The 17603-nt window shown below is 66.3% G+C and carries 16 protein-coding genes; 10 read left to right on the top strand and 6 right to left on the bottom strand.

All coding sequences use genetic code 11. From position 1 onward, the window contains the following. The first annotated feature begins 51 nt into the window (after positions 1-51). From EFY87_RS00090 to EFY87_RS00080, 3 genes are read left to right on the top strand one after another with little or no spacing between them, the layout of a single operon-like run. The gene (locus EFY87_RS00090) at positions 52-2700 is read left to right on the top strand and encodes a hypothetical protein (protein WP_123269286.1); all 2649 of its coding nucleotides are present in this window, start codon (positions 52-54) and stop codon (positions 2698-2700) included. Next, positions 2697-3554 carry an ABC transporter ATP-binding protein gene (locus EFY87_RS00085; RefSeq protein ID WP_123269285.1) on the top strand — a complete coding sequence of 286 codons (858 nt, stop codon included), beginning with the start codon at positions 2697-2699 and terminating at the stop codon, positions 3552-3554. The genes EFY87_RS00090 and EFY87_RS00085 overlap by 4 nt, the downstream gene beginning before the upstream one ends. Next, the gene (locus EFY87_RS00080) at positions 3551-4159 is read left to right on the top strand and encodes an ABC transporter ATP-binding protein (RefSeq protein ID WP_123269284.1); all 609 of its coding nucleotides are present in this window, start codon (positions 3551-3553) and stop codon (positions 4157-4159) included. The genes EFY87_RS00085 and EFY87_RS00080 overlap by 4 nt, the downstream gene beginning before the upstream one ends. Here EFY87_RS00080 and EFY87_RS00075 read toward each other — a convergent pair. From EFY87_RS00075 to EFY87_RS00060, 4 genes are all read right to left on the bottom strand, one after another. Continuing rightward, positions 4146-5426, bottom strand: a complete 1281-nt coding sequence (locus EFY87_RS00075) for a cytochrome P450 (RefSeq protein ID WP_220093441.1) — start codon at positions 5424-5426, stop codon at positions 4146-4148. The genes EFY87_RS00080 and EFY87_RS00075 overlap by 14 nt on opposite strands. Beyond that, positions 5417-6889 carry a bifunctional phosphatase PAP2/diacylglycerol kinase family protein gene (locus EFY87_RS00070; protein WP_220093440.1) on the bottom strand — a complete coding sequence of 491 codons (1473 nt, stop codon included), beginning with the start codon at positions 6887-6889 and terminating at the stop codon, positions 5417-5419. The genes EFY87_RS00075 and EFY87_RS00070 overlap by 10 nt, the downstream gene beginning before the upstream one ends. Before the next feature lie 94 nt (positions 6890-6983). After that, on the bottom strand, positions 6984-8042 hold the full coding sequence (locus EFY87_RS00065) for an ABC transporter substrate-binding protein (RefSeq protein ID WP_123269282.1): 1059 nt from the start codon (positions 8040-8042) through the stop codon (positions 6984-6986). 76 nt (positions 8043-8118) lie between these two features. Next, positions 8119-9852, bottom strand: a complete 1734-nt coding sequence (locus EFY87_RS00060) for an elongation factor G (protein ID WP_123269281.1) — start codon at positions 9850-9852, stop codon at positions 8119-8121. Between the two features lie 166 nt (positions 9853-10018). Here EFY87_RS00060 and EFY87_RS00055 point away from each other — a divergent pair, with 166 nt between their 5' ends. Next, a complete protein-coding gene (locus EFY87_RS00055) occupies positions 10019-10684 on the top strand; it encodes a Pr6Pr family membrane protein (protein ID WP_123269280.1) in 666 nt (221 codons plus the stop codon). A gap of 644 nt (positions 10685-11328) precedes the next feature. Here EFY87_RS00055 and EFY87_RS00045 read toward each other — a convergent pair. Next, positions 11329-12243 (bottom strand): MerR family transcriptional regulator, encoded by a 915-nt coding sequence (locus tag EFY87_RS00045; RefSeq protein ID WP_245988248.1) that lies wholly within the window; start codon positions 12241-12243, stop codon positions 11329-11331. Between the two features lie 232 nt (positions 12244-12475). Here EFY87_RS00045 and EFY87_RS00040 point away from each other — a divergent pair, with 232 nt between their 5' ends. From EFY87_RS00040 to EFY87_RS00030, 3 genes are read left to right on the top strand one after another with little or no spacing between them, the layout of a single operon-like run. Further along, entirely contained in the window at positions 12476-13009 is a 534-nt protein-coding gene (locus EFY87_RS00040) for a hypothetical protein (RefSeq protein WP_123269279.1), read from the top strand. Positions 13010-13035: 26 nt separating this feature from the next. Then, positions 13036-13935 carry a Kiwa anti-phage protein KwaB-like domain-containing protein gene (locus EFY87_RS00035; RefSeq protein ID WP_123269278.1) on the top strand — a complete coding sequence of 300 codons (900 nt, stop codon included), beginning with the start codon at positions 13036-13038 and terminating at the stop codon, positions 13933-13935. Between the two features lie 2 nt (positions 13936-13937). After that, positions 13938-14483, top strand: coding sequence for a hypothetical protein (locus EFY87_RS00030; protein ID WP_123269277.1), 546 nt, complete (start codon positions 13938-13940; stop codon positions 14481-14483). Positions 14484-14619: 136 nt separating this feature from the next. Here EFY87_RS00030 and EFY87_RS00025 read toward each other — a convergent pair whose 3' ends face one another. After that, positions 14620-15270, bottom strand: coding sequence for a DUF2326 domain-containing protein (locus EFY87_RS00025; RefSeq protein ID WP_123269276.1), 651 nt, complete (start codon positions 15268-15270; stop codon positions 14620-14622). 255 nt (positions 15271-15525) lie between these two features. Between EFY87_RS00025 and EFY87_RS00020 the strand changes: the two genes are divergently transcribed. From EFY87_RS00020 to EFY87_RS00010, 3 genes are all read left to right on the top strand, one after another. After that, positions 15526-16422: a hypothetical protein gene (locus EFY87_RS00020; RefSeq protein WP_148043183.1), complete on the top strand. Its 897-nt coding sequence runs from the start codon at positions 15526-15528 to the stop codon at positions 16420-16422. A gap of 367 nt (positions 16423-16789) precedes the next feature. After that, positions 16790-16912, top strand: coding sequence for a hypothetical protein (locus tag EFY87_RS21085; protein WP_281276128.1), 123 nt, complete (start codon positions 16790-16792; stop codon positions 16910-16912). After that, entirely contained in the window at positions 16909-17445 is a 537-nt protein-coding gene (locus EFY87_RS00010) for a hypothetical protein (protein WP_148043182.1), read from the top strand. Before EFY87_RS21085 ends, EFY87_RS00010 begins: the two co-directional genes overlap by 4 nt. Positions 17446-17603 lie beyond the last annotated feature (158 nt).

Below are 17603 nucleotides of genomic sequence, written 5' to 3'. Positions count from 1 at the left end.
ACCTCGGCTGGGTGGGGACGACAAGGAGATCTTCGTGGTGGGTGCTGTGCGATGACGCGGCTGGCGACAATTGCCCGGCGGCACCGCTTCGGGCACGCAGTGCTCTTCGCGGTGACGGTCTGCCTGCTGGTCGGCACCGCGTCCGTCGATCCGCTGCTCACCCGATCGTTCCGCAACGCGTTGATCACCTTCCACGCCGAGCAACAGGGCGTCTCCGGCAGCCAGGTGCAGTTCGAATCCGGTGGCACCTCTCCACTGTCGATCGCACAACTGGAGAAGGCAGTCGATCCCCGGGTGCGGGCGGTCACGGCTGCGCCGATCGAGTCCAGGACGGTGGTCGTCAGCTCGCTGAAGACGGTTCAGCCGGTGCGCATCCAGTCGACCCAGGACGCCTGTGCTCACGTCCATCTGGTCAGCGGCCGCTGCCCGACCGCCCGGAACGAGGTGATGGTCGCCCAGGCGGCGGTCCGGGGGAACGGGTCCAAGATCCTGCACCTGGGAGCGCAACTGCCGGTGACTGGCTCGACTCTCTGGGCAGGGGACCCGAGGCTGAACCCGCGCAAGACGATGCGGCTGGTCGGCATCTTCACGGTCTCGGACGACAACCCGTTCTGGGGCGGCACCGGCGTCGGGGACTATGCCCCACCGACGGCCACCTCGACCTCCCCCACCGAATACTGGTTGACCCCCGCGTCGACCTTCGCCGGGAAAGTCCCGACCGCGCCGCAGTCGCAGACCAAGGATGCTCCGCCCGGGGTCAGCTGGCTGGGCATCACCTCGACGGTTTCCTATCCGGTGCTGCCGACCCGGCTGAATCCGCAGACACTGCCTGCCGCGGTTGCGGGGGTCAATGCGACCACCGCCAAGCTCGGGCAGCAGGTCACGGTCTTCGAATCGCTCTCCAGGATCCAGGAGCTGACGCACACCGACGTGCGGCAGGCGGGTCAGATACTGCCGTTCCTGCTGGTGCAACTGGGCGTCGTCCTGCTGATCCTGCTGGTGCAAGTGACCAGCTACTTCGGCACGGCGCGCCGCGGCGAGGCCGCCGTGCTGAAGATGCGCGGCAACGGGACACGCGGCGTGGTGCGCTTCGGGGCAGAGGAGTTCCTCCCGTCATACGTCGTCGGAGTGGTGTGCGGCCTCGGGCTCGCGTATGTCGTCGACGAACTCGTCCGGCGGCTCTGGCTGCCGGGAGACGTTGACGCGGCGTGGAATTGGACGGCCTGCTGTGCGGCGCTCGCGATGGCGACGCTGGTGCTGGTCGTCTGGCTCGTGTGCTGGACCGCCATGGCACGCCAGTCGATCAGCGCGTTGCTGCGCGTGCGGCCTCCCCGCACGCGCGGCGCACGGCTCTCGATGCCGCTGGCCGTCCTGGGGACGCTGTGCCTGATCGGCGTCATCCTGACCGCGACCAAGAACCTCACCGGCGCACCCGTGCAGGTGACGCCGGTGCTGCTCGCCGGCCTCGTGGCGCTGGTGGTGGGAGCACTGCTCACCCCGGTCGCCGCCTGGCTGGTGCGCCGGCTGCTGGCGCGTCGCCGGGCAGCGGGTGCGCTCGCCGTGGCGCAACTGGGCAGGCGCGCCGGAGTCGTCACCGCGGTCGCCACGCTGGTCATCACGTCGGCGCTCTTCACCCTGAGCATCAGCCAGTTCGCGCGCGGTGGCGAGAACCGCGCCGCCCGAACCGCTGCGGACCTGGGTGCCCCGGCCGTCATCAACCTGGGGACCGGCTTCGACACGGTGAGTGGTCAGGCGCTGGAACAGGCTGTCAACTCAGTGGATCCACACCACCGCGACTTCTCACCAGCCGTCGGCATCGCGTCGGCGACGTCGGAGAGCAACGCCATCCTCGGAGTCGTGCCGAGCGACCTGCAGCGCATGGGCCTGCGCACCGGACTGGCGCAGCCGATTCCCTGGTCGGCTCTGCGGGGCGGGGGCTCGACCGACGAACCGACGGCGCTGGCTGCGACCTGGACGCTGCCCGCGAACACCGGCTCGGTCATCCAGGCGCCGACGATGATGGACGTGGACGGGCCGTACCGCGTCGTGGGGACGGCGCCATACATTCCGGGTGCGGGGGCTAGGACCCTCGTGGTCAACCTGGCGACGATGCTGGCATCGGGCAATCGCCGGGACAACGTGACCTATCAAGTGTTTTCGGCGACGCAAAACCCACACCGGATTGCGCAGCTGGAGGATGCTACGCGCAAGGCCGGGTTCGCGAGTGCGACTGTCCAGACGGAGACGAAGACGCGCGCATCGTATGACGCCACGGCCACCGCATGGGCGATGAACCTGAGCATCGTGGTGTCGATCCTTTCGGTGTTCGCGGCGCTGACCTCGGTGGTGCTGGTCGCCGTCGCCTCGCGGCGAGATCGTCAGTCCGACCTCCGCGCCCTGCGCACCGGCGGTGTCCCCCGACGGGTCGCGCGTGCCGCAACCGTCGGCGAGTTCGCGTTGCTGACGTTGCTCGGCACCGTGATCGGAACCGCCACCGCACCGCTCGCGGCGCTGCTCACCGGGCCGACGATGCTGTGGTGGTCGACGCCACCGGCCGAGCCGCTCACACGCACCGGCTTCATGTGGCCGGTCGGGGTCGTGGCAGCAGCGGTCTTGATCGTGTTGTTGCTCGTAGTGGCAACGGTGTTCGGCCTCCGGCTGGCCCGTGCCGCTGACAAAGGTGAGGGGAGGACAGCGTGACCGTCAACGATGCGACTGCCGCGACGGTCAGTGTCGAGGGCCTCGTCCAGATCTACACCGTCGACGGGCAGGACACCGCCGCCCTGTCCGGAGTCAGCCTCACCGTGCGGTCCGGTGAGATCGTTGCGCTCGTCGGCCCCTCCGGGGCCGGGAAGTCGACCCTGCTGAGCGTGCTCGCGGGACTGACGACACCGAGCGCGGGCCGGGTGCAGATTGCCGGGCATGAGTTGAGCGGCAAGGACGTCGGGCGGCTGGACAGTGTGCGGGGGACCGACCTGGCCGTGCTGTTGCAGGACGTCAGCCGCAACCTGTTGCCCTATCTAACGGTGCGCCAGAACATCGAGCTCGGCTGGCCGAGCAGGCTCGCCCGCTCGATCGACGCCGACGCGATCCTCGACATCGTCGGCATCGACCCGAAGCTGAGACCGCAACCACTGCAAGCAGTTTCGGCCGCAAGTCGCCAGCTGACCGCGATTGCTGCCACTCTCGCGACTAACCCGGCCGTGCTGCTCGCCGACGAGCCGACCAGCAGCCTCACCGGCGCCGAAGTGCGTGCCGTCACCGACGCGATCCTGCGCGCGAACGAGGAACTGGGTACCACCGTCATCGCGGTCACGCACGACCTGGACGTCGCGACGGCGCTGGATGCTCGCATCATCACCATCAGGGACGGCCGGATCCGGATGGATGCGCGCGGCGGGACCACCGAGCTGCTGGTGCGCGAGGACGGGAGCATTCCGCTGCCCGACGACCTCATCCGTCAGTTCCCCGCCGGCACTTCGGTGGTGGTGGTCCCCGGCGCCGAACCAGGCACCTTCGTGGTGCGCCGAGCGACAAGTGAGGGTCCGCAATGATCCGGGTGGACGACGTCACGGCCGAATCCCATGACGGTGCAGTGATTTTCAACGCCCTGACGCTTGAGGTGCGGGACGGGCAACTTGCCATCGTCACCGGGCACGCGGGTAGCGGCAAGTCCGCGCTGATCGACGTATGCCGCGGGGAGCTGCGACCCGTCGCGGGCACGGTCACGCTCGACCCGCCCGGCCGGTGCGCAGTGGTGACGCAAGGCTACGAGCTGTGCGAGTCGCTCACCGCCGCCGAGAACATCGTGCTGCCGCTCGTCGCGCGCGGCATGGCGTATGCCGAGGCTGCCGGACTCGCCTCGAATGCGTTGGGGCGCCTGGGGATCGACTCGATCTCCGACCACCTGATCGACGAGATCTCTGGTGGCCAGCGCCAGCGGGTCGCGGTCGCCCGGGCCATCGCCGACAGCCCGGCAATCGTGCTCGCGGACGAGCCGACCTCCGCGCTCGACGCCGAGAACCGCGCGATCGTGCTCGCCGAACTGCGGCGAGTAGCAGACGCCGGGGCTGCGGTGCTCGTCACCACCAACGACGCCCAGCTCGCGGAGGACGCCGATGCGTCATACGACCTGGGGGCCAGGCTCAGCCCACGGTGACCGGCAGGTGCAACGGGCCGCGGATGATCGACGTCGGGCGCATGGTGACCGGACCCGCCTGACGGATGCGCGGCAGGCGATTCGCTAGCTGTTCCAACGCGATCGTGGCCTCGAGCCGCGCCAGCGGGGCGCCCAGGCAGTAGTGGATGCCGCTGGAGAACGCGAGATGTTCAGCGGCATGCGACCGGGTGATGTCGAAGCGATCGGGGCCCGGGTAGACCTGCGGGTCACGGCCGGTGCCGCCGAGCAGCAGAACGATCCACTGCCCCTCCCGCACGGGCGTGCCCGCGACCTGCTGGTCCTCGAAGGAGACGCGCTCGGTGCGCTGCACCGGCGGGTTCCAGCGCAGCGTCTCCTCGATGGCCGCGCCGGCGAGCTGCGGCTGCTCCACGAGCAGGTGCCACTGGTCGGGATGCTGCAGCAGGGCCAGCAGGGCGTTGCCGAGCAGGTTGACCGTCGTCTCGAAGCCGGCGACGAGCAACAGGAAGCACATCGCCATCAGCTCGTCCGGCCGGACCTTCTCACCGCGTTCGGCGACCAGCACGCTGATCAGGTCGTCGCGCGGGTCAGTGGCGCGCACGGCGAAGAGCTGTTCGAACATCTGCCCCAGCGCCTCCCCGGCCTGCATCAGCTCACGCGCGTGGCGCAGCGAGTGTATGCCGTCCAGCGCTCCGCCGATCGCCGCGCCGTAGCGGGCGAAACCGGTCGTGTCGACCCCTGCGCTCTCGTCGATGCCGAACATCTGGGTGATGACGCCGATCGGCAGCGGCGCGGCGAATGTCGACACGAAGTCGGTGGCACCGTCGGTGCGCAGCTGGCTGATCAGTTCGGTGACGAGTTCCTCGATGCGCGAACGGTATCCGCGCACCATCCGCGGGCTGAAGGCAGGCGCGGCCACCCGGCGTAACCGGCTGTGATCGGGCTCGTTGCGGTCCAGGAACGACAGGTCGACGCCGTCGGCCGTCGGCGACGGCGCTTCCGCCTGCGGACGCACACCGAACGCCCGGCTGGTCAGCACCGAGCGGGCAGTGGGGTGATCGACCGTGCCGAAGCCGCCCAGCCGGGTCGGCACCAGCGGGCCGCGTGGACGCAACTCGGCATACACAGAATAGGGGTCGTCGCGTCCCTCGCGCAGTCGCAGCCTGGCGAACGGGTCATGCCGGATGCGCCCGTGGTAGGCGGTGCTGAGCTTCGACCGGTACAGCTCTTGGCTGAATCTGACTGCGGCACGGGTGTCCTGAGCGATCCCCATGAGTGTCAGGACCACCAGTCGTGGCGGTAGACCGTCAGCGCCCGCCGGTCCACCCGCACGTCCAGCACGCTGGTCTCCTCGCCGAGTTCGCCGTCGCGAGCCACCCGCACCGGCCCGCCCGCAGTGACCTCGATGCGCAGCGACGGTGCGTGGATCTCGTGGTAGTGCTTGTTGCGGGCGAGCTGTCCGGTGAGCAGTGCACCCAGGATGGCGACCGTCGCAGCGGGACCGGATGCGTCGAGCATCCGCAGGTCGAGCAGCCCGTCGTCCATCTGTTCCCGGAAGCTGGGCGCGAAGCCGTGCGGCTGATATTCACCGTTGCCGAGGAAGAGCAGGTCGACCTCGGCGACCCGGTCGTCGACGCGGATCGTGACTGTGGTCGATCGCAGCAGTGTGCGCAGCCCGGCATACAGCGCCGCGACCGGTTTGCCGAGGCGCTTCTCGTTGCGCTCCCGGATCGCGACGAAGTCGGTGTAGGCGCCGAGGCTCGCCGTGTTGAGGAAGATCTGGTCGTTCAGATAGGCCAGGTCGACCTTGGCAGCGGTGCCCTGCTGCACCGCGGTGATTGCCGCCCGCAGGGGGAAGGCACCGGCATCCTTGGCGAAATGGTTGAACGTGCCGGCTGGGAAAACCGCCAATGGCACGTCCGCCTCGCGGGCTGCCTGCGCGGCGGTGCGGACGGTGCCATCTCCGCCAGCGACGCCGAGAACCTTTGCCTGCGAGGCTGATTCGCGCATGACGGCTTCGACGTCGGAGTCTTTCGTCAGCTCGACAATCTGCGTGGCGGGCAACTGCTCACGCACTGTGGCGAGCACGCGCTCACCCTCCCCGCTGTGCGACGCGGGATTGACGACGAGCACCACGCCGGCGCCGGTCGGCCGCGCCTCCAGCTGTATGACGTCCAGGCGCCGGATGGCGGGCGGCGGTCCGGCGGGTGGCACGAGTCGAGCACCTGCCTCGGCAACAGCGGTGCCGAGCAGCCAGCCGGCGGCGACATCGGAAGGATAGTGCGCGCCGGTCGCGACCCGGGAGATGCCGACCAGCCCGGCGAGCGCCTTGAGCGGCAAGGACAGCACTGGCGCCTCCAGGCCGACCGCAGTGGCAAAGGCAGCTGCGGATGCGGCGTGGCCGCTCGGGAAGCTGGTCGACGTCGGCAACCGTCGGGACAGGCGGGCAACCGGCACCGAGGCGATCGACGGGCGCGGTCTCCGATTGACCCGTTTCCCCAGCTGATTGGCGACCAGGCTGCTCACGGCGATCGCGGTCACACCGCGCAGCGCGGCACGCTTTGCGCGCCGGTTGCGGCTGACGCCGAGCGCGGCGGCGATCGCGAACCACAGCACCGAGTGGTCCGCCGCGTCGGTCAGCCGGGGCATCGCCTTGTCGAGCAACGGGCTGCGCATCGTGGCCAGACCCTCGAAGATCGTGGTGTCGATGTCGTCCACGTCACGCACGATGCGCTTCATCCAGCCGGGCACGGGACCCTCCCTCGGTAGCAGGCCGTACCCGGCCATCCTGTCGCATCCGCGGCCGGACCGGCCACCCGCGTGGGTCATCCCTCCGGCGCGGCAGTCAGACGGACACGACCGGCACCTTGGTCGAGACCTTTCCGTCCACCGCGGCAGCCAGTTGGGGCACGTAACGTTCGAGCATCCACGGCAGGCTGAGCGGTGTGACCATGCTGAACGCGGCGGAGTAGGTGCTCGGCTTCGTGGTGCCGGGGATGGTGTTCGGCACGAAAATCTCGCGCCCCTCCTTGTAGGCGCGGGTCTGCTTGAGCAGGCCGCCGGTCGTCTCAAGCACGTGCGCCTCGGAGTCGACCCACGCCACGACGTCGAAGTCGAACTCCTTGGTGCGCTCCGCGCTGACCGACTTCGCGCCGAGACTCTTGAACTGCGAGGGGAATACGAAGCCCAGCTCCTGCTGCACGCGGTTGCGCGGATCGCTCTCGGCGTACGGGTAGAGGCCGTCGTAGATGCCGAGCACCATCGCGGTCTTGCCTTGGAACTCGGGGTGTTTCGCGCGGGCGTCGGTGAACTTCGCCTTGACGCTCCGGACGATCGTGGCGCCCTTGGCGGGCAGCCCCATCCCGTCGGCGACCATCTGGGTGATGACGTCCCACGGTGCGCCGTAATCGACGTATCCCTTCGGCGGGGCGATGGTCGGCGCGAGACGGGACAGTTTCTGGTAGTCGCTCTGCTTGAGATCGGACCAGATCGCGACGATCAGGTCCGGTTTGAGGGCGGCGATCTGCTCGATCTGGGGGCCCTTGTCGCCGTTGAGCACCTTCGGCAGTGCGGCTCCGTGCAGCGACGGCTTGGCCCACGGATAGATCTCCCCGGGGGCTGCCCCGATCCACTTGGTCACCGCCACCGGCACGGTGCCGAGCGCGAGCACCATGTCCTGCTCGATGAGGCCGACGGTGACGATGCGGGTGGGCTTCTGCTGCACTGTCGTCGTGCCGTACTTGTGCGCCACGGTCGCAGGAAAGGTGCCGCCGGATGACGCGGATCGGCTCGGGGCAGCGGACGCCCGGCCTGCGTCACCGCCGCCGCTCGAACAGGCGGCGAGCACCGAAACGGCTGCGGCAGTGGAGAAAGCGGACAGCGCGGCGCGCCGGGACAAGGTCATCGGGGGACTCCAGGAAGGTCGAGAAGTTTGGTTAGCCTGACCTTACTTGGAGTGGGCGCTCACGTCGAACCGGGGCTCAGCGTGGGTGGGCCTTGACGTATGCCGCCCAGTCTCCTGGGTCGACGCCGACCCGCGGAAGGCGCGGAGCCCGGCCCCGGACCGCGCGGTAGTGATCCAGCCGGCTCTCCCAGACGCCCTCGCCGCTCGTGAGATCGGGCAGCCGGCGCTGCATCGAGTCGGTGAGCCGGGTCGGTATGACGCCCTCGATGCGTGCCGATCCTTCTCCCACGTCGGTGCCGGTGATCTCGGCTTCCTCCCGCGCGAGCTTGCCGAGCAGTGCCGGGATCTGCTCGGGCAACAGGTCGAGTCGGAACGAGTCGACCGGCTCACACACCACCGTGCCGGCCGCTCGCAGTGCGCGCATCAGCACCGCGGGTGTGAGCAGGCGGAAATCGCCCGCGGTGCTGGACATCGACTTGTCGAAGGTCGCGTGCGAGTGGGACTGGCGGGACCAGTATCCCGAATGTGTCATGGTCACAACGCAATCCGTGACCTGCCAGCCGTAGAGCCCCTGGTGAAGCGTCTCCTCCACCGCTGCCTGGACGGACGCGAAGAACGCGGGTGGCATGGAACCCGCTTCGACATCGAGGGCGAAATCGACCCCGGAGCCCACTGGTGCCGGATCGATGCGCAGGCCGACCGTCGCGAGGTAGGGGTTCGGCGGTATGGCGATGGTCTCGTGCGCCAATCCGCTGCCGGTGACCCGTTCGACGCACACCACGGACAGCGGCTGGAAGGTCGCGACGACTCCGAATTCCTCGGCGAGCCGGGCAGCGATCACTTCCCGCTGGACCTCGCCGTGGAGAGACAGCCGCAGTTCTCCACGCGCATCGTCCAGGCGGAGGTTGATGAGGGGATCCTGGTCGGACAGGGTACTCAGCGCGCCGATGAGCTTGCCACGATCGCGCGGATCAGCTGCATCGACAACCGTTTCCAGCGTCGTCGGTCGCAATGGAGCTACTGGGCGCGCGCCGTCGGCACCGATCCGGTCGCCGACCCGCGGATGGTCCAGGCCGGTGATCACGCCGATGTCACCGGCTGAGAGAAACGTCGTGCGGAGGTGTCCCGGAGTGCGGATCGCCGTGATCCGGGAGCGTGGCCCGAGCCGGTCCCGGGTGCGTATGACGCCGTTGTGCACACGCACCCAGGCGCCGCCGCCGGCGTCGATCGAGAAGATCGTCGCCGAGAGGGCCGCGTGCGCGTCGCCGGGTGCAGGCGCCATACGAGCGATGGCCGTCAGTAGGTCGTCGATGCTGTCGCCGCGGCGTGCCGAGCCGCAGAGCACCGCAGTGCCCGGCTCAGGCCGCAGATGGTGTGCGATCTGCTGCCGGACACGATCCGGATCGGCGCCTGTCCGGTCGATCTTGTTGATGAACAAGATGGTCGGCAATCGCAGCCGGTGCAGAGCGCGCATGAGCAACCGGGACTGTGCCTGCACGCCCTCGACGGCCGACAGCACCAGGATCGCACCGTCGAGCACGGCCAGCGCCCGCTCGACCTCGGCGATGAAGTCCGGGTGCCCCGGAGTGTCTACCAGGTTCACGCGCAGGTCGCCTGCTGTGAAGCTCGCGACCGAGGTGCGGATGGTGATACCGCGAAGCCGTTCGAGCGACATCGTGTCGGTCGCCGACGTTCCGTCGTCGACACGGCCCAATCGGTCGATGGTTCCGGTGTCGAAGAGCAGCCGCTCGGTGAGGGTGGTCTTACCCGCGTCGACGTGCGCCAGGATGCCGAGGTTGAGTGTGTGCAAGGGTCCTGTCCTTGGCCGCAGTGAAGTGGATCGGTGCGGTGCGGGACGGACGGCACATGGGTGAACTCCTCGATCTCTGGCGGTACGCGCCCAGTGCAGCAGACTGCGGTGGTATGACGCAACGAAGTTTCCCGGACGACACCGCGTCGACCCGTACGGTGGCCTCATGGCTGTCGACGAACGCGAATCCGCACCCGGTATCTTCAGCCTGCACCGCGTGCAAGCGGTGTTCCGGTCGCTTGTCGCGGGTCTGATCGCAGTCACGGTGGTGGTGCAACTCGTGGTTGCGCTGGGCCGGAAACCGCCGGCTACTGCGGGAAACTTCTTCAGCTACTTCACGATTCAGTCAAACGTTATCGTCGCCGTCGTCCTCGCGACGGCCACCGTCATACGGCTGAGGGGCGCTGCGCCCGGCTGGCTCGATCAGCTGCGCGGTGCTGCCACGGTCTACATCTCGATCACCGGAGTCGTCTACGCGCTCCTGCTGAGCAATGTCGACGTCAACACTCCACTCCCGTGGGCGAACGTCGTGCTGCACTACTTCGTGCCGGTCGCGACGGTGGTCGACTGGCTGGTCGATCTCCCGGAGCGCGTGATCGAACTGCGTTGGGCGCTGGTCTGGCTTGCGTACCCGTTGGCCTATCTCGCCTACACCTTGCTGAGAGGTCAGCTCGTCGATTGGTATCCCTACCCGTTCCTCGACCCACGTCCGCACGGGTACGGCCACGTGGCCGTGATGAGCTGCTGTGTAGCGCTCGCGGCCGCAGTCTTCGTGGCCCTGGTCGCTGCCGCGACCCGGTTGCCGGGGCGGATGATCCGCAGCAGCGGGTGACCGGATTGGTCGTCGCGCATGGAGGCGGGATTCCGTCGAGGGCCTTATCGCCGTCCTCCGCACGATCGGGCTGGAGCCCATCGAGTGGCCCGAGGCGATCACGATGACCGGACAAGGGTCGCCATACATCGGCGACGTCCTCAACGGAGTTCGGCACCCGGCTCGACATCACCGACGACGAACAGCTCTGACCCACGGTCGCAGAATCGTTCGCCACCATCATCCGCGAAGCCCCACGAGCAAGGCAACGATGAAGGAGATGAGGGCGGAACACGAACATCCCCGCTGGCCGTCCGCTGCCATCCGACACAGAGTGGGTGTTTCACGAAATCCGTTGACCTGCGGCTTTGTCGGTCGCGACGGGCAGTTCTGTATCGAGGCGACCCAGAGTTTAGTACCGATTGACCCCGGGCCTGTTGAGGCATCGCGCAATTGACTCGATCGAGTGCCGCAGCGCGTTCGGCGAGAGCATGATGGCTCCACAGATGGCTGTGTAGGTGAGTTTCGAGAGGGTGTGCCGATGAGTTTCAACAGCACCTGGGCATGTCACCGATTGGATGTCAGTGAGCGTCTCCCGCTTGGCCCAGGAGTCAAAGGGCCTACCGCTCGACTGATCGGCTGCGCGTGCTGCCATCCGTAGCGGGTCAACCGTTGGCGTCCTCCGATGGAACTTCGCCGAGCTTGCTTCTGATCTCCTCGCTGAGAGGCCCTATCGAGATCCCGTACATAGCGCGGCCGGTGGTCAGGAGGGTCAACGCCTGATCGGTGGCCGTACTTTCGTAAACCGACTGCCCGTCGCTCATGAGAGTGACATCGGCCCAACGGGTGCTCGGTTTCTCACGGAGATAAGCGATCGTGCCGCGGATTTGTTGCAGGCTCACTCCAGCGTCTAACAGGCGCTTCGTCGCCGCGATGGCGACCGTGTCCTCAAAGGAATAGAGCCGACTGTGCGGTGACCCGTCGACATTCCTGATGGACGGTGTTACAAGTCCGGTCCGTGCCCAGTAGTCGAGTTGGCGATACGTGACGCCTGCGGCGCGGCACACGGCCGGTCCGCGGTATCCGACCCCTTCTGATGCCGGGGAAGTGCCCTCGCTGAGGGCTGGCCTGGGCGTCTCACGGTCTTCGTTCGTCGAGGCTGGTGGCAGTTCAAGTTCACGCGTGCGCCGGAGATGGCTCAGCAACTGTTCGACGTCCGAGCCGGTTGCGGCGGACAGCTCGGCCGCTTCGATGGCGGCTTCGAGACCTTCGACCACTCCACCTTCACGGCCTGCGTTATAGGCCCTATCAGGTGGGTAGGACGCATCAATCTTCGTGCCGGCCACTTCCAACCGAAGTGGAATCCTTTTCATCAGGGCAATCAACAGCAACAGAGCGCCGAGGGCAATCAGAGTGGCGCACGGCGCACCAGATTTCTCGTAGAACGTGCCCGTAATTCCAGCGACCAGGAGGATTACGGCGGCCGCCCAACACGCTGCGATGCTCGCCTGGGACAGCGGCAGCGACGTGATACGCGGCTCGCCAGTCGTCGAAAGCCCCTGGGGCTCGTCCTGCGTCATAGGACAACACTGTTCCACCTTGCCGCTTCTACGCGTGCCGTAATCCGCCAGACGTTAGGTCTTCAGGCGTGCACAGCTGACGCCGATGGTGCCACTGCGACGCTCGACGTCATGCACCCGCAGCTCCGGACGGTCACGGTTCGCGTGCGGAACGTCTTGCGGCACTGCGAGGAGTAGGTCCGGTGAATCCGAAGCATCAGCGACTGTCGCAGGACCTCCCTAGATTGGACACATGAACGCGGGCACCGGTGTCTTGACGAAGCCGCTGATGTTTGTATCGGCGTACGCCCCACTGTTTGTTCTCCTCGCGCTCCGGTTCGACGGAGCCACCCTGCGCGCTGTCTGCGCGGTCCTCGCCGTTCTCGGAGTGATCGCCGCTGGTGCGATCCTCCGGTTACATCGCGGCACGACTCCTGGTGTGCACGTGGTGCGGGAGGCACGACTGGCCGGCACTGAGGCGTCGGCGTTCCTCGCCGGGTACCTGCTGCCCTTCCTGACGGTCAGCCAGCCCACCGGTGGGGACCTGGCCGCGTACGCGCTGTTCATCGTGGTCGCCGGGATCGTGCACGTTCGAACAGGCATCATCCAGGTGAACCCGACGCTGTTTTGTCTCGGCTGGACCATCCTCGCCCTCGTTGACGATCAGGGCGGGCAGTATTACCTGGTCACCCGACACCGGTACGTCCCTGGGGATACATTGCAAGCCGTGGCAATGGGGGACGACGTTCTTCTCGAACGGCCCCCGGCCACCGAACAGCCATCGTGAGGCGCGTCAAGTAGGAAGGTCTCCGCATGCCAGCAGGGTCGAGCATTAACACCACGGGCGCGCTGACCCTCGTCGTTGCCTGGGGCATCGGCGGCCGCGTGCATGCACGAAAAGTGCAGATCGGCTCCGACGTCGAGTCCGCCCTCCGCTCGACAGCAGACGAAGTAACCTCGTCGCTCACCGACGGTGTGCCCTATAACCCCGACTCCGACCAGGAAGACGCCACGCACGTCACCACCAACCGTGACGACCTGCTCGACACTGAACTCATCGGCCAACTCAAAACCGGCTCATCACTACCGTTGGCCAGCGACGACGAACTGCGCCGCCCGCTGACCTGTTACGCCGCCGTCATCGGATCCGGTGACGACAAGACAGTCTTCGTCCGAAAGATGAACCCCATTCGGCTCGCGACGAAATCAGTGCTCGCCATCCTGATCACCGGCGCCCTCACCAGGCTGGAGACACCGCTGTTCGCATTCGAGGACACCTTCGACGTGATCATCACCGGTGATGACGTCTTTGCACTGCACCAGAAACCCTTCGAGATGCTCTTCCGCGACTCGGACGCGGTACTGGCCAAGGCAGGCGAATGGGTCGAAACCCTCACCGTGTCACTACCCATCACTACCAGCAGCCGGGACGCGCTGCTGGACGCGGTGCGCTCGAACTCGGTGTACCGGCGAAAAGTCCACAGCATCCTGGGTCGCGGACACCTCGCGAGCCTCACCCCGGCCGCAATCAAGTCCAAGATGAGCGAGCACGGGCTCGATCCCGATCGGCTCATGCCAGGCGACGAGCTGGACTTCAAACCTGAGAACACCCGCGACCTACTTCAACTGCTCAACGAAGACTTTTTCACCGGGGACTTCACCGACGCCCAGTACGCCGCCAGCGCAAAACGCACCCGAACGACCGCAGGCTGATCATGCCCGAACTCCACCCGAAAATCCTCGCGTGGCGAAACGCTCGAAACTACACCGCCATCGGAAATCTCGGCGAGCACATCGCGTTCCAGATTTTGGAAGACCTCGGATATCAGATCCTCGCCACCCAAGACGACCTGGTCGGCGGAGTTTCCAACATCCTGGAGATACCGACGCGGATGAACCCGGAAGACTTCATCGTCATCGCACCCGACAGTCGCCTGCTGACAGTCAACGCAAAAGCCGTCGCCAGCCGGTCCACATCTGGCCGACGGAAAGACGGGTCTCTTCGTCGAGTGCACCTCAGCCGCGGTCAAGGAACGGTGGACTACAACACGACGAGGGCAGAGCTCATCTCCCCGCTCGACGGCGAGACAGATGGGCAAATCATCAAGATCGACCTGCTGCTGATGGAAGCACAGATCTTCGACATCATGGACGATGCAACACATACACCGGCCAGCGACATCATCGACATCACCAGCTACGCCCACGAGATCCTCGACGCAACTGTCGGGACCGTCAAACCGCCTAGCACAATCCGGTAGCTCAGAATCGTCCGAGGAGTCTGACGTGGCAACGGATTCTCGTATCTTGATGCCGCACACCCGGCCCGTTCCGGTAGCCAAGCTCCATCTGCTCGCCCACAGGGGGTATTGACCGACTCGCCTCGCGAGTTACCTGTCAGTCGAACCTGAGCCCGAATAAGCCGCCGTCATCCGTGGCGTCGGTGAGGCGCGTCGACATGATGTATGGGTCAGCGTCGAACGCTCCGTCGCTTTGTGCGGTCACCAGCTCAAGGAAGTCGGAGTTGAGGGTGACGACGTATTGGAAACCGTACTGTTCAGCGAGACGCGCGCCGATGTTCAAGCACGAGGCGACCTGGCGGCCGTCGATTGCGTCGAACAGGTGGCTGTCGTGCACCAAGATTCGTGGTGCACGCTCGTTCTTGATGGCCGAGATCAGACACACCATGTCAAACATGAAGGTCTCAACACTGCGAACGCCGGTGCTCGAGTCGCCCGACACACGCGGCGTGACCTTCAAGATGCCCTTGTCAGTCGTCTCGATGAGCAGGTCGGCTTCGCGATCGGTGTAGATCTCTGAGCCGAGTTCACCAAATAATGCGATCGGATCGTCGAGGGACTTGGCACGCTCGTGAAGCTCTGCCCGGACGGCGGTGACCAGCTCGGCCGTCTCGGTCGCATCGCCGATAGGCTTCGCGGCGGGAATAACGAGCACGCCCTGCATCGGCGGGCGGACGCCCACAACCCTGCCACGCGCGAAGTCGGGCACAGTCTTGAGGTCGCCCGGCCCGACGCCCAAGACGCGCACGATTGACGGAGGATTCGTCGAATCCGTCCCAACCCGGCTGTGGCCGCTCTCTCATACGCATACCCTCCCGCCGGGAGGGTGCCCACATGTTCCGGCGGCTCATACACAACTTCAGATGGACGAAGATCGGATCGACCCCGAACCGTAGACCGGCACTCCGAGACACACCACGACAGTGGCCTCGAACCTCCCCTCGTGCCCGCTCTGTGGCTTAACGTGGCCGGGCAGCGAGCCTGGATACAGGGGAGGCCAGTGATGCCTGAGAGGGAACGGGTAGGAATTCCGCGCGCGCGGGACGCCAAGAACGGACTGTTCGATCGCGGGGCGATTGACGAGAGCCCCCAGCCGTTCAAGAAGCCGTTGCACTGCGGAGGCTGTACTGCCCCCGTGGTCGCCATGCCGGGCACCCAGCGGCGCAGTGCAGCAGGCCCGGTACCGGTCATTCCTTACTACCGGTTGAAGAACCGTAAGGAACATGACCATGACGACGGGTGCAGCTACCACTTTGATGAACGCGCCGGTGACCTCGTCACCGAGCATCGCGAGGAGATCGAACGTGATGCAGACACGTATGTGCTGATCTTGAGGGACCCGCGGTCGCTGGCTGCTCCCGGCGACGACGAGGACGATGACGGTGACGGGCGCATGGTGCGCACCGATGTCGAGTCCTCCGGCGGTGCAGCCTTGCATCCCACGATCCAGGCAGCCCGGGCGATCGCTCGTCTGCTGCGACACTTTCAGAATGACCCCGATGCTTTAGCCCGGTTCGAGGCGACATACCACGGGGCACGTATCCCATGGACGGACTTCTTCTTCGACGCGGAACAGGACGCGGCCCGCCTATCGGACCGATTGTCGGCGCCCAACCAGTACCCGATCGCTGTCCTTGGCCAGGCGACGCTGATCCAACCATTCAAGAGCGGGAGCGGCGGCCGTAGCGTGCACCTACACACTCCACGTGGTGCAAAGGGCCCAGATGGCCGGTGGGTGAACGCAGTCATGCGCGCATCGAACCCGCGGTTCCTGGGCTATGCAGTCGGCGACGCAATCCTCGGATATGGCAGCTGGGAGCTGTACCCCGAGTCGGGAGGCCCCAGGGTCGCGGCATGCTTGTGGTGCGATACCGGGTCAGCAACAGTGAAGTTCGAGTAGCCCAGCTGCGTGCCTCAGTCGGGCCACCTCGTCCGACTATCTGAAAGTCGCACGCCCACTGCTGTTTCTTGCGGAGGGGAGTTCGACGATGGAGTGGTCTTCGCCGTTACCACGCGAGAGACTGTGCAGTATGGCGGCACAGACCGGACGACCTCGGGACCGTGCGTCGCGGGCGCCCCGGGCTGCAACCGGGGCACGCACCGACCGGGCGACACGCGTGGACAGCGCAGACGAAAAGGCCCATGCGGCAGTCCGATTCGTATACTACCAGGTCCGTGCGGACGCAGGTGAACCGGTTGGGTCCACCATTCGGGTGCCGTCCGGCAGCATGGACTGCTATCGGTGGGGCCCCGATAGCAGTGACTGGGTGTACGACGAAGGCTTGTCCGGCGAAATCGGTTACCCCATGACGGAGATCGTGTTCGAGGAGATCACTCCGCAAGAAGCTGCCACCCTGACGGGCAGCAGAGACGGCGAGGCTCTTGGATGAGCACATCACGAGCACACCACAGAGATGGCGAGAACGATGACACGTCATCATCGGCGGCGAGCCGTAGCGGACATTTCGACAAGGGACGGGAAGTCGTCCTAGAACGGGCCGGGATGCCCGCTGTGGAGATGCCGCCGCCACAAGAGCGTGCATCTACGCTCACCCTGCACACGCTCACGCGGATCGTCGCCGACGCCTACGACACCGGCACGGTCGCCCGCATACTCGATGCCGAGGAAAGCCACATCCGGAAGCGTGTCGCCCAACGCACCCTCCTGTCAGTAGCTACCAGCGAGGGAATCAAGTTCCCACGGTTCCAGTTCGAGAAGGATCACGTCCTGCCCGGTTGGGAAATCGTCGCTCCTCGCTTCCCGACCGACGCGCATCCCGTAGCCATCGAGTCGTTCCTAGCGAGGATCAGTGAGGACCTGGAGATCGGTAACCAACCCGTGAGCCCGCGCGCATGGCTGCTCTCCGGAGGCTCCCCAGAGACGGTCGCCGAACTTGTCGACGATGCGTATCAAATCGCATGATTCTGAGGTGCGGCCTAGGGCGTGTCCTGCGAATGATGTGAGTCGGTGTTACCGATGATGCTGGCGTGGTTGGACGTGGTGAGTTGACGGACGCGGCGTGGGAGCGGATCGGACCGTTGTTGCCACCCTCGGGTGGGCGTGGCGGGCAGTGGCGTGAT

The organism is Flexivirga caeni, assembly GCF_003724155.1.
Lineage (GTDB): Bacteria > Actinomycetota > Actinomycetes > Actinomycetales > Dermatophilaceae > Flexivirga > Flexivirga caeni.
This window is presented reverse-complemented; position numbering and strand designations above follow the sequence as displayed.